Raw genomic sequence first — 12,885 nt, forward strand, 5'->3', positions numbered from 1 at the left:
ACTATGCGGTGAGCCGGATGTGGTGCGCGCCGCCGACGCTGTCATAGCGGTGCGGGCTGCACGTCAGCACGAGCACTTGAGCGTCGCTGCCCACCGCGTCGAACACGGCGCCCATCTTGACCAGCCGGTCGGAGTCGGTGAAGCCGAGGGCGTCGTCGATGATGACCGGCACGCCGTCCTCCTTGGCCACCAACGCCGCCCCGGCGAGGCGCGCGACAATGCCCAATTGCTCCTTGGCACCGCCGGACAGCGATTCGTACGGCACAGTGCGGCCATCCAGCGTGCGGCTGCAGATCCGCAGCGAGCTGTCGACCTCCACATCGAAGGTGTCGCCGAACACCATTCGCCCGAGTCGCACCACCTCGGCTTTGAACGGCTCGACATAACGCAGACGCATGTCATCGCGGTGGCGCAGCATCACTGAGCGCAGCAGCTGCACGGCGCGTGCTCGACGGCCCACCCGCTGCCATTCGCTGTGCGCGTGCTCGCGTTCGGTTTCGGCAGCGTCCAGTCTGCCCTTTCGGCCTTCGCCACCCAGGATGCGCAGTTGCGTTGTCACGTCGCGCAATTCGCCGACGACGTCCTCATGACGCCGCAGCACCTCCTCGGCATGGGATCGGGCGTCGGTCAGTTCGCTTGCTGCATCGGCTTTTTGAGCAAACCGGGACTGTAGGTCGGCTACGCGCGCCGCGGCGTGTGCCGACGCATCGGCATCATCTCGTGCGCAGGCAGCCAACTGCTCGTCGCTGCTGGCGGCGCGTTGTTGGGCCAGTCGCGCTCGGGAAGCGTCCAGTTCAACGCGGGTGGTAGCCAGCTTCTCGCGCAGCACCGCCGCGCGAGTGGCCTTCTCGGCGAAGCTGGCGGCAGCCGCGGCGGCGAGGTCGCGGTCGCGTTGGCAGTTCGCAACGGCCTCGCGGTGAGCGGCGGTCGCGGCGTCCAGCGCCGCACGGGCTGCCGGCAGGTCGATGCCCGCGGCGACATCCGCGTAGTCGCGGCCGGCCAACACTGCGAGCCTGCAGCGCAGCTCGTCGAGGGAGTCATCACCGCAGAGCCCCGCTAGGGTAGCGGTCAGGCGGTCGCGTTCGCCGACCAGTTGGCGGCGCTGCTCGGCGAGCGCACGGGCGTCGTCTCGGTCGGCGACACCCGCCGCGGCGAGCAGACCGGCCAGGTGGTGGCGGGCGGCCTCGAGCATGGCCTGGGTATCCCCCGCGGGTGCACCGGGGATGATCCTGGCCCGCAGCACACCGGGCAGCTCGATGTCGGTGGGCGCGGTGGCGCTGACGGCGAATCCCTGGTCGGCCGCCAACTCGACCGGTTGCCCGTCGACCGTCACCACCAAATCAACGCAGGACGCGAGTTCTATTCTGGCCGAGGCATCTTCGGCACGGGTCGACGCTCGGTCCACCGCTGCTTCCGCGATGTCGATGTCGCGCAGGACGGCGTCGGTAACCGGGTTGGCCGCGATGGCGCGTTCGGCGGAATCGAGCTCGGCGCGAGCGGCGTCGATCTTGGCCAGCCGCGCTTGTAGCCGGCGGGCCTCGTCGCGATCCGACAACCTGTCGACGGTGGCCCGGGCGGCGTCGACGCGCGACTGCGCGGCATCGACTGCGGCGCTGGCCTCTTCGGCAGCGGTGGCGGCGACGTCACGAACTTCGGCTGCCACCGCCTCGTCGTCAACCGCCTGCGCTACCTGCGATTTCAGGTGCGCAATTGCGCTTTCGCGGTCGGAGACATCAGCGGCCAACCGCTGCCGTTCGCTCAGCGCTTCGGCCGACGCTTGCGCCTTTATTCGGGTAGCAGTGGAAAGCGCCTGCGCCTCTTTGAGTTCCGCTTCCAGCGCAGTGACCACCGCGGCAGCCGCCTGAGCCGCGTCGAGGCGCTTCTGAGCCGCCGTGTGCTGCGACGAGAGCTCCGCCAGTTGTTCCGAGAGTTCGGTGTGGCGGCGGACGCATTCGTCGACCTCCTCGACCGCCTGTCTGCAGCAAGCGACTTCGTCCTCCGCGGCTGCGAGACGGTTCTGGACCGCCGCCCACTCGCCCGTCGGGCGGCCGGTCGCCGTGAAATACCGCGCGTACTCGGCATCGATGCGATCGATCAGCACCGGTTCGCCGCCCGACAGCGCGTCCGACTGACCGGCCGCCACGTCGAGTGCGCGCGACAACGCATCGCAGCCTGACAGGTCCACCGCGGCAGTGGAGGCCGCTTGTAAGACGCGTTGCGCTCGCCACAGCTCGGTGTCGACGGTCTCGGCCAGAATCGCGCAGACCCGTTCGTGCGCTTCGTCACCGGTGAGCTGTTCACGCTTGGGCGCCGACACGGTCAGCACCGTCTCGCACCGCTTGTGGAAGCGCTTGCGGTACACGAATCGGTATGGGCCGGTGCTGATTTCAGCTGTCACCTCGGCGCCGACGTCGGCATGGGTGGGCTTGACCTGCTTGACTTCCTTCTTGGTCGAGCGGTCCTTGGAGTCCAGCAGGAGATCGACGGCCTCGATCATCGACGACTTCCCGATCTCGTTGGCGCCGCTGACCACGATCACGCCGTTGTCGGGTAGCACGAGCTCGCGGTATGCGATGCCGCGGTAATTCTCCAAGACCAGCCGGTGCAGCTTCATGCCGGTTGTCCTGTCAGCCTGAGCAGCAGAGCCAGAGCCGCCTGCGCGTCGGCTGCCGCCTGCTCCGTCGAGCGCGCAGTTGTGACCAACTCCTCGACAGCCGCGGCGGCGAACCCGCCGATGCCCAGGTCGGTGAACTCGGCGTCTTCGGGCACAACCGCAACGTCGCTGTGCCGCTCCCAGATTCGTAGCGACGCGAACAGCCGAGCGTATTTGTCCAGGCACGCGTCCAGCGCTGCCCGTTCGGTGACGCTGAGCGTCCCGGTCAGCGCCAACCGCACCACCGTACGGTCCTTGTCGGTCAGCAGGTCCAGGTTGATGTCGAGGTCGGTGACGTCGCGGCTGCCGTCCACGGGGCGGCGAAGCGTGACGAATCGCCACTGCCCGACTCGGTGCGGCGTGACCGTCACTGGCCGTGCTGCGTCGTCTTCTTTGATGTCGACAACCAGCACGTGCCCCGGATCGTGTTCGACGTCTTCGAAGTTGGTGACCTCCGGCGATCCGGAGTACCACACCCGTCCCGTCTCACCGACCTGCGTGCGAGAGTGCCTGTCCCCCAATGCCACATAGTGAACCACGCCCCCGGCCAGTGCCTGGTGCACGGTGTCCAGCGACATCGCGGACGGCGCCGGTGCCAGGACATCGACGCCGCCGTGCGCCACGACGATGCGGGTGACACCGTCGGCGGTCAGCCCTCGCAGCGCGTCGGCGACGAGATCGGTGGTGGGTGCCTTCGATCGCCACGGCGCCGCGACGATCTGCACCCCGGGCCGCACGTCGACAACCTGCCGGTCGAGCACGATGACGTTCGCGGGCCGCTCGGCCGCGAACAGTGTGCTGGTGTACACCGACGACGCATCCAGCGGGTCGTGATTGCCGGGCAGCAGGTAGACCGGAACCCCGATCGCGCGCATGGCCTCCAGCGACTGGCTGACCACCCGTGGGTCCAGTTGATTGTGTTCGAAAACGTCACCGGCCACCACGACGAACTCGGCCCCCGTCTCGGCAGCCAGCGGGCCGAGCGCCCGGACCGCGTCACGACGAGCGGCTGAATACCTTGGCTGTGCATCGTCATTGAGGAAGTGCCGCGTCATGCCGAGCTGCCAGTCGGCGGTGTGGATGAATCGCATGTCGGCCTCCCTTCCGGTGCTCGGCGTCGTGAGCAAGGCGAGTGTAGGACCGGTCACCGACAAGTTCGTGGACCTCGAACGGCATGGCTTAGCGTGGACGGATGGCCCAGCGCACGCTGCTCCTGATGCGCCACGCCAAGTCGGACTACCCGACCGGCGTGGCCGACCACGACCGGCCGCTGGCACCGCGCGGCGTGCGGGAGGCCGGGCTCGCCGGCGAGTGGCTGCGGTCCCACGTGCCGCCGATCGACGCGGTGCTGTGCTCGACCGCGACCCGAACGCGCGAAACCTTGGCCGCGACGGGACTCGACGCGCCGGTGACGTTCGCCGAACGGCTCTACGACGCGGTGCCGGGGACCGTGATCGACGAGATCAACAATGTCGACGATGCTGTCGCCACACTGCTGGTGCTCGCGCACGAGCCGGCGATGAGCAGTGTCACGCTCATGCTCGCCGATGCGGCGAGGAGCAATCCGGTTGCCGCAGAGCGGATTTCGACGAAGTTTCCGACGTCGGCGATCGCGGTGCTGCAGTTCGAGGGACCGTGGCGTGACCTCACGTTAGGCGGGGCGACGCTGGTGGAATTCCACGTGCCGAGGTAACCGCGATGACGCGTCGTCCGCGGACCGGACGATCACGCATTCGTGGCGAGCGTGAGCTCCATCAGCTTGACCGCCATACCGCACGCGTCGATTCCGGGCGTCTGCGGGTTGACCCACCACCCGACCACCCCGCCGGCGTCGCTGGCCACTCCGCATGCGCCGTTGGCGTCGTTGGCCTTCATGACGATCGACCGGACGCCGGCGATCGAGCGGCTGTCGACTTGGTACTTCAGCTGATCGGCGACCTTGCGCTCGTTGTCGAGACTGCCCTGCTCGAACCAGAACCGCGTGATGTCGATCAGCCCCTCGGGATTAGCCGCCTGCCACCGGCACACCGCGCCCACGAAGGTGCTCTGGATGTCGAGGGGGTCGGCGCCGACGGTCTTGGCCAGCACATCGGTGGTCAGCACGTCGCATTCCTTGAGCAGGTTGGGATACTGCCGCTCGGAGTTGTCGTTGCGCGGCGTATCACCGTTGGATCCGGCGACGACGGCGTTGCCCCCCGTCGTGCGGGTGCAGCCGCCGACCATCGCGACCATGGCCAGCGCCGCAACAAGCGCGCACAGCAGCCGGCTGGCCCGGCTCATTTCGCGTTCCTGATCGACTGGCGGGCAAGTTCCTTGGCGACGTCGCATGGCGGCGGGAACGGCTGCTGGTTGTAACTGATCGACCATTCGATGAAGTCGTCGTCGAATTGAATACCGACCTCACACAGGTTGTCACCCAGAGTGGGATCGTTCGCCAGCGCGATGAAGCCCTTGTGGCCGTCGATGTCGATGTCCTCGACGCTGGTGCGCGACAACTCTTCGGTCTTGCGCTCGCGCCCGATCGGGCTGCCGCGATACCAGGTGAACGAGAAATGCGGGCCCATGATGCCGCCGTTCTGCAGCCACTGGCAGCCGGCGGAGTTTTTCGCCGTGTTCACCAGGCCCGGCACCTGCGCCAACTGGTTGACCGTCTGGTCGCTGACGCCGCCGCATTCCGGGAAGAACGGGCCATGGCTGGCTTTCTGCTGAGCGGGGGTCGCCGAGGTGGTGGCATTGCCGGGGCCCGACGAGTCGTTGGAGCAGGCGGCGACCAGTGCGACGGTGGCTACTCCAATGACCACGGGGCCGATGGCCGCGGAGGGCAGTCTGCGTCTCACGGAACTCGCTTCCTGGTCACGTCACTTTCGCCGACGCGGCGGCACCCCCACCGCCCGTCACAGCAAGCAGGATAGCCGCAGCCGTCCCGACGCCGCGCGATCTCGCGGTTGACCAGCGATTTCGCGCTGCAGCACGCCGTGCGTCAGCTGCCGGACCGCGATCGTGATGTGCGACAGTACGGAGATGCTCCTGAGCCTGCTGCGCAACTATGTGCGGCCGTACCGGTCGCTGCTGGCGGTCGTGGCGCTGTTGCAGGTGATCAGCACGCTGGCGTCGTTGTACTTGCCCACCGTGAACGCGGCGATCATCGACGAAGGCGTCGCCAAGGGCGACACCGAGACGATTTTGCGGCTCGGCGGCGTGATGCTGGCCGTCACCGCGCTGCAGGTGCTGTGCTCGGTGGGGGTGGTGTACTTCGCGTCGCGCACCGGGATGGGTTTCGGTCGCGACCTGCGCTCGGCGATCTTCAACCACGTCACCAGCTTCTCCGCTCAGGAGACCGCACGCTTCGGCGCGCCGTCGCTGCTGACGCGCACGACCAACGACGTCCAGCAGATCCAGATGGTGATCCAGCTGACGTGCACGATGCTGATCGCCGCGCCGATCATGTGCGTCGGCGGCATCATCATGGCCCTGCACCAGGACGCGCAGCTGTCCTGGCTGCTGCTGGTCAGCGTGCCCGTGCTGGCGATCGCGAACTACCTGATCGTGTCGCAGATGCTGCCGATCTTCCGTCGGCTGCAGAAGCTGATCGACAACCTCAACCGCGTGCTGCGCGAGCAGTTGTCGGGCATCCGGGTGGTCCGGGCCTTCGCGCGTGAATCCGTCGAACGTCGGCGCTTCGCCGAGGCAAGCCAGGCGCTGTCGGACACCGCGCTGGCGGCCGGGCGCTGGCAGGCGCTCCTGCTGCCCGTCACGACGCTGGTGATCAATCTGTCCAGCGTGGCGCTGATTTGGTTCGGCGGTCTACGGATCGACGCCGGCCAGGTGCAGGTCGGCTCGCTGATCGCGTTCCTGTCCTATTTCATGCAGATCCTGACCGCTGTCATGATGGCGACGCTGATCCTGGTCATCCTGCCGCGGGCATCGGTGTGCGCCGAGCGGATCACCGACGTGCTGTCGACCCGGCCGACGATTAGCAGCCCAGCCCGCACCGCAGCGTCGGCTCCGGCGCACGGACTGGTGCAGTTGACGGCGGCGACCTTCAGCTACCCGGGTGCCGATCGCCCTGTGCTGCAGGATGTTTCGCTGACAGCTCGGCCCGGGACAGTGACCGCGATAGTCGGCAGCACCGGGTCGGGCAAATCCACGCTGGTGTCGTTGATCTGCCGGCTCTACGACGTGACCGACGGCTCGGTCACCGTCGACGGCGTCGACGTCCGCGACTACGACATCGAAAAACTGTGGTCGACCCTGGGCCTGGTGCCGCAGCGCGGCTATCTGTTTTCGGGCACTGTCGCCGACAACCTGCGCTACGGCAAGGCCGATGCCACCGAGGCTGAGATGTGGGACGCGCTGCGGGTGGCAGCCGCCGACGGGTTCGTGCGCGCGCACGCCGACGGTCTGGATATGCCTGTGGCACAAGGGGGTATCAACTTCTCCGGCGGGCAGCGGCAGCGATTGGCGATCGCTCGTGCGGTCATCCGCCGGCCGCGGATCTACCTGTTCGACGACGCGTTCTCCGCACTCGACGTGCACACCGACGCGCGGGTGCGGGCGGCCCTGCGGGACGTATCCGCGGACTCGACGGTCGTCATCGTGGCGCAGCGAGTTTCGACGGTTGTCGAGGCGGACCAGGTTGTCGTGATCGAGGACGGACGGGTCGTCGGAGCGGGCACACACCGCGAACTGCTGGCGCAGTGCCCGGAGTATGCGGAGTTCGCGGACTCGCAAGCGGTGGGGGTCGCGTCGTGAGCGGTCCCCTACGGCTAGGCACCCGCATCGCGATGCAGCCGCCGGTGGAGCGGTCGCGAGACTTCCGGGGCACCGCAATTCGGCTCTTGCAGCGGCTGACTCCACAGCGGGGACTGACCGCCGCGGTGATCGGGCTGGGCATCGGCGGCATCGCGATCGGGGTCATCGGACCACGGGTGCTCGGCCACGCCACTGACCTGTTGTTCAGTGGGGTCGTCGGCCGGCACCTGCCGGCCGGCCTCACCAAGGAGCAAGCCGTCGCGGCAGCCCGGGCCCGCGGTGACTCGACGTTCGCCGATCTGTTGTCCGGGATGGACGTCACACCGGGTGTCGGTGTGGACTTCGGCGCGGTGGGCCGCACATTGTTGTTGGCGCTTGGCCTGTATCTGCTTGCAGCCCTTCTGATTTGGACACAAGCGCGGGTGCTCAACGTCACCGTGCAGCGCACGATGGTGGCTCTGCGCGCCGACGTCGAGGACAAGGTGCACCGACTGCCGTTGGCGTACTTCGACTCCCGGCAGCGCGGCGAGGTGCTCAGCCGGGTCACCAACGACATCGACAACGTGCAGACGTCCGTGTCGATGACGATCAGCCAGTTGCTGACCTCGGTGCTGACCGTGGTCGCGGTACTGGTGATGATGCTCACGATCTCGCCGTTGCTGGCGTTGATCACGGTGCTGACGGTGCCGCTGTCGCTGTGGGTGACGCGGACGATCGCACGCAAGTCGCAACGGCTGTTCGCCAGGCAGTGGGCCAACACCGGACGCCTCAACGCGCACATCGAGGAGACTTACAGCGGCTTCACGCTGGTGAAGACGTTCGGCCACCGCGCCCACGCTCAGCAACGGTTCGCCGAACTGAACACCAACGTGTACGACGTCAGCTTCCGCGCGCAGTTTCTGTCGGGCCTGGTGTCGCCGTTCACGATGTTCATCGGCAACCTGAGCTACGTCGCCGTCGCGGTGGTCGGCGGGTTGCAGGTGGCGACCGGCCAGATCACGCTGGGCAGCATCCAGGCATTCATCCAATACGTGCGCCAGTTCAACCAGCCGCTGACCCAGGTGGCCGGGATGTACAACACCCTGCAGTCCGGAATCGCCAGTGCGGAAAGGGTTTTCGACCTGCTGGACGCTGAGGAACAACAGCCGGACACCGGGGTGCCGTTGCCGTCGTTGAACGGCAGGGGCGGGCGCGTCGAGTTCGAGCACGTCGAATTCAGCTACCGGCCCGGCACTCCGGTGATCGAAGACCTGTCGTTCGTGGCGGAGCCGGGCAGCACGGTCGCGATCGTCGGCCCGACCGGTGCCGGCAAGACGACGCTGGTGAATTTGTTGATGCGGTTCTACGAAGTGGACTCCGGCCGCATCCTGGTGGACGGGGTGGACATCGCGACCGTGAGCCGTCAATCGCTGCGCTCCCGCATCGGGATGGTGCTGCAGGACACCTGGCTGTTCGGCGGGACGATCGCCGAGAACATTCGCTACGGACGGCCTGACGCGAGCGACGACGAGGTGGTGGCCGCCGCGACGGCGGCGTACGTCGACCGGTTCGTGCACACGCTGCCCGACGGCTACGACACATGGGTGAGCGACGACGGCGGCAACATCAGCGCGGGCGAGAAGCAGTTGATCACGATCGCGCGGGCGTTTCTGGCCCAGCCGAAACTGCTGATCCTCGACGAAGCCACCAGTTCGGTGGACACGCGCACCGAGGTGCTGATCCAGCACGCGATGCGCGAATTGCGCCGTGACCGAACGAGTTTCATGATCGCGCACCGTCTTTCGACGATCCGGGACGCCGACGTGATCCTGGTGATGAACGACGGGCGGATCGTCGAACGTGGCAGCCATGCCGACCTGATGGCTAAGCGTGGCGCTTACTGGGCGATGACGCGGGTGTAGGCGCAGGTTCGCCGAGACTTCGGTCTGATGACGCATTCTCGGCCGATCTCGTCCACAACCGTGGCCTCGGCGTAGTTTGAGATCTCCGAGACTGCGGTTGCGACGAAGTGGCTGCATTTCAGGCGGGATGGGCGGGATGGGCTGATGGCAACAGACATGACGACAACGGTGTATACGTTCTGCCGGTACTGCCTTGCGGCCTGCGGCGTCGCGGTGACGGTCGAGGACAACCGGGTCACCAAGATTTCGCCCGACCGGCTCAATCCGCACAGCTGGCAAGACTTCTGCGCCAAGGGCCGCACGGCGGCACAGCTCGTCGAGCATCCGCGGCGGATCCTCAACCCGATGCGCCGGATCGGCGATTCGTACGTCGAAGCGACCTGGGAGGAGGCGATCACGGACATCGCGGCGCGGATGACCGCGCTGATCGAGGCGGACGGCCCGGACGCCGTCGGCTTGTATTACGGCAACCCGGCAGGCTTTTCGTCGTCGAATGTGTTGTTCATGAACGCGTGGCTCGACGCGGTCGGCACCCAGAATCGGTATGCCGTCGGCTCGGTCGACCAGAACGCCATGCACGTCGTCGCCGAGGCAATGTACGGATCGGCGCTCATGGCGCCGGTGTCTGACGTCGACAACTGCGACTTCTTTGTTCTCGTCGGCACGAATCCCGCAGTGAGCGCGTGGAATTGGCTGGAGACTGTGCCCCGTGGCTGGCAGCGGGCGTTGGCGCGGCAGCGGTTGGGCGCGAAGATCGTGGTTGTCGACCCGCTGCGCACGGAGACCGCCGACAAGGCCGACCAGCATCTGGCGGTGCGGCCGGGCGAGGACTGGGCGCTGCTACTGGCGATGGTGAAGGTGGTCCTCGACGAGGGTCTCGAAAACCGTACGGACTGCAGCGAATTGGCGTCCGGAGCCGCCGAGCTGCGAGCCCTTGTCGTCGATGCCGATCTCGACGATCTCGCCGCACGCTGCGACATCGAGCGGTCGGTGATCGAACGGCTGGCCCGAGCCTTCGCCGCCGCCCGCAGCGCGATGGTTATCACCCGCACCGGGGTGTCGATGCATCTGACCGGAACCGTCGGCGAGTGGCTGGGACACGTCCTCAACGTGATCACCGGCCGCATGGACAAACCCGGCGGCCGCAGATTCGAACCGGGCTACGTCGACGCGCTGCGGATGTTCGACATGGTCAAGCCGTCTGCGCACAAGAGCCGCGTGAAGGGACGCGGCATGGTGGCGGGTGCGCACGCACTAGCCGAGTTGCCGGACGAGATCACGACTTCAGGGCCGGGCCGAATCCGGGCGATGGTGATCAATTGCGGCAACCCGGTAGTCTCCGGGCCCGACGGCGCGAAATTGGATGCAGCACTGGCGCAACTGGATCTGCTGGTGGCGATCGACTTCGTGCAACGGGAGAGCCATCGCCACGCGCACTGGCTGTTACCGGCGGTGCACTGGCTGGAGCGGGACGACTTGATGGCCTTCACGAGTAACTTGCACGACGAACCGTACGTGCAATACGGCCGCAAGGCCGTGGAACCGCCAGCGGGCGCGCGCGAGGAATGGCGCATCTTCGTCGATCTCGCGCTTGCTATGCGCCGACCGTTGTTCGGCGTCAAGGGCGTCAACGGCTTCGTCACGGCGACCCGCCGACTGGCGCGGGCGACGCGGCGGCCTAGCCTTGAGTTCTCACCGCGCTGGATCGACCGGGTGTTGGTGGCGACTAGCCGAAAAGTCAACGGGCGCAAGGTCACATGGCGTGAGATCGTAGATCATCCGCATGGCATATTGCTGGGTCCACGCGAGTTCGGCCACCTACGTGGTGCGCTCCGGACCGAGGACAAGAAGATCCACGTCGCGCCGCCGGAGCTCGTCGCGCGCGCCCGAGACCTGCTCGCCGGGCCGGTGCCGGAAGCGCCCGTCGGCTACCCGTTCCAGTTGGCCAGTCGGCGGAACCGGCATTCGATGAATTCGTGGCTCAACGAGCTTCCCGGGCTGCACCCCGCCGGCAAGGGCAATGTGGCGGTGATCAACACCGAAGACGCTGCAGCACTGGGCATCAGCGACGGCGACTCGGTGCGGGTTTTCTCGCCCGTCGGAGCGATCGAAGTGCCCGCGTCGGTGAGCTCGAGGCCGCGTCGTGGGGTCGTGATCGTCGACCACGGCTGGGGCTCAAGAGTTTTCGATCCGCGCGGTGGCGGCTCGGCGGAGTCGTACGGCGCCAACCGGAACCTGCTGATCGACGGTTCCGTGGTGGATCCGCTGTCGCAGACCCCGCCGCTGAGCTCGTCCTACGTCGGAGTCGAGCGAGTCTAGAGCTCGGGACCTTTGGCCCTCAGGTCGTCGACGGCCGACATCGCCTCACGCAGCTGCGACAGCCACTCGTCGGCGTGCTCCCCGACCAGTCGCACGCACCAGGCCAGCGCGTCCGACCGCGACCGCGCGACACCGGCGTCGACGAGCGTGTCGAGGACGCGGCGTTCTTGTTGGCGCAGCCGCGTCATCACCGGCACCGCCATGTTGGTGAACATGATCTGTTCGCCGCCGATCCGCACCCCCCAACTGACGGTGCGGCGGTAACGCGCCTGCGCCTCGTCGGCGATCCGCATGCGCTCCGCCCGCGTCTCCTCGCGGAAGCGGGCCGCCCGACCGGCACCGCGGGCGTCGGCACCCTCTTCTGCACCTTCGGGTTCCGGGAGCCTGCCGATGACCGTGATTTCCTCGCGGTCGACGACGACCTCGGGGTCCTCGGTGAACCAGGAGTCGGGCAACCGGCCGGCAAACCAGTCGGCGGCGTCTGCGGCGTCGGGCTGGTCAGCCTGTTGCCAGCCGCCGGGACGGCCGAACCGCCGTCCGTGTTGGTGATGTGATCGCATGATTACATGATTACACCGTTGCAGCGGCGAGGGGAGGTTGTTCTCCCACGGCGGAAGCGGATGAGAGCTACCGCTTGCGGACAACCGCCCAGCTACCGGCTGCCAGCGCGACGATGAACAGCAGCACTGCCCAAAATGGGTGTGTCAGCCAGCCGACCAGGATCGCCACGGCGATTACCGGCGAAAGCCCGAACAGCACCATGACGGGGTGCTGTTTGACGACGTCCAGCGCACTGCGGACCCTGACGCGGTCGATTTCTTTGCCAGCCATGAGCCAAGGATGCCAGCGGTCCGATCGCGAGGGCGGCCTCGTACTTGGTGCCGCGGACTTGTCGGTGGTGGGTGCGATGGTGTCGTTATGTCCTCGATCGCGTCGTCGGCCGTTGTTGCGGTGAGTCCTGCGCAGCGTCTTGAGGTGTTGTTCGAGGAGTTGGCGGAGCTGGCGGGTCAGCGCAACGCGATCGACGGGCGGATCGTGCAGATCGTCGCCGAGATCGATGGTGAGGGGTTGTGGGGTGTGACGGGGGCGCGGCCGGTGCCGGCGTTGGTGGCCTGGAAGCTGGGCGTGTCGTCGGCGACGGCGCACACGATCGCCACGGTGGCGGGCCGGCTGGCGGAGTTTCCGCGCTGTGTGCAGGGGTTGGTAGAGGGCCGGTTGTCGCTGGATCAGGTCGGGGTGATCGCCGAGCGCGCCGCCGAG

The 12,885-nt window shown here is 67.2% G+C and carries 11 protein-coding genes; 5 read left to right on the forward strand and 6 right to left on the reverse strand.

Annotated features, from left to right (window positions below):
- Position 1 precedes the first annotated feature (1 nt).
- The gene (locus AC5Y4N_RS20905; RefSeq protein WP_499912717.1) at positions 2–2,614 is read right to left on the reverse strand and encodes an AAA family ATPase; all 2,613 of its coding nucleotides are present in this window, start codon (positions 2,612–2,614) and stop codon (positions 2–4) included.
- Complete coding sequence (locus tag AC5Y4N_RS20910; RefSeq protein ID WP_499912715.1) at positions 2,611–3,744, reverse strand: metallophosphoesterase family protein; 1,134 nt, start codon at positions 3,742–3,744, stop codon at positions 2,611–2,613. The genes AC5Y4N_RS20905 and AC5Y4N_RS20910 overlap by 4 nt, the downstream gene beginning before the upstream one ends.
- 101 nt (positions 3,745–3,845) lie before the next feature.
- On the opposite strand from AC5Y4N_RS20910, the gene AC5Y4N_RS20915 reads away from it, so the two are divergent.
- A complete protein-coding gene (locus AC5Y4N_RS20915) occupies positions 3,846–4,346 on the forward strand; it encodes a SixA phosphatase family protein (RefSeq protein WP_499912712.1) in 501 nt (166 codons plus the stop codon).
- 32 nt (positions 4,347–4,378) lie between these two features.
- Here the strand turns inward: AC5Y4N_RS20915 and AC5Y4N_RS20920 are convergent, their stop codons facing one another.
- Positions 4,379–4,885, reverse strand: a complete 507-nt coding sequence (locus AC5Y4N_RS20920; RefSeq protein WP_499912755.1) for a DUF3558 domain-containing protein — start codon at positions 4,883–4,885, stop codon at positions 4,379–4,381.
- A 44-nt stretch (positions 4,886–4,929) separates the two neighbouring features.
- A complete protein-coding gene (locus tag AC5Y4N_RS20925; RefSeq protein ID WP_499912710.1) occupies positions 4,930–5,490 on the reverse strand; it encodes a DUF3558 domain-containing protein in 561 nt (186 codons plus the stop codon).
- 184 nt (positions 5,491–5,674) lie between these two features.
- Here AC5Y4N_RS20925 and AC5Y4N_RS20930 point away from each other — a divergent pair, with 184 nt between their 5' ends.
- From AC5Y4N_RS20930 to AC5Y4N_RS20940, 3 genes are all read left to right on the forward strand, one after another.
- Positions 5,675–7,405, forward strand: coding sequence for an ABC transporter ATP-binding protein (locus AC5Y4N_RS20930; RefSeq protein WP_499912707.1), 1,731 nt, complete (start codon positions 5,675–5,677; stop codon positions 7,403–7,405).
- Between the two features lie 32 nt (positions 7,406–7,437).
- On the forward strand, positions 7,438–9,306 hold the full coding sequence (locus tag AC5Y4N_RS20935) for an ABC transporter ATP-binding protein (protein ID WP_499912753.1): 1,869 nt from the start codon (positions 7,438–7,440) through the stop codon (positions 9,304–9,306).
- Between the two features lie 156 nt (positions 9,307–9,462).
- Positions 9,463–11,625: a molybdopterin-containing oxidoreductase family protein gene (locus AC5Y4N_RS20940; protein WP_499912705.1), complete on the forward strand. Its 2,163-nt coding sequence runs from the start codon at positions 9,463–9,465 to the stop codon at positions 11,623–11,625.
- Here the strand turns inward: AC5Y4N_RS20940 and abmR are convergent.
- Together abmR and AC5Y4N_RS20950 are read right to left on the reverse strand one after the other, a co-directional pair.
- Complete coding sequence (gene abmR, locus AC5Y4N_RS20945; RefSeq protein WP_499912703.1) at positions 11,622–12,185, reverse strand: ATP-binding transcription factor AbmR; 564 nt, start codon at positions 12,183–12,185, stop codon at positions 11,622–11,624. The genes AC5Y4N_RS20940 and abmR overlap by 4 nt on opposite strands.
- Positions 12,186–12,252: 67 nt before the next feature.
- Positions 12,253–12,456 (reverse strand): hypothetical protein, encoded by a 204-nt coding sequence (locus AC5Y4N_RS20950; RefSeq protein ID WP_499912701.1) that lies wholly within the window; start codon positions 12,454–12,456, stop codon positions 12,253–12,255.
- 87 nt (positions 12,457–12,543) lie between these two features.
- On the opposite strand from AC5Y4N_RS20950, the gene AC5Y4N_RS20955 reads away from it, so the two are divergent.
- On the forward strand, positions 12,544–12,885 hold a 342-nt coding region (locus tag AC5Y4N_RS20955; RefSeq protein WP_499912699.1), incomplete at its 3' end, for a DUF222 domain-containing protein.

This window comes from Mycobacterium sp. NGS19, from assembly GCF_059813155.1.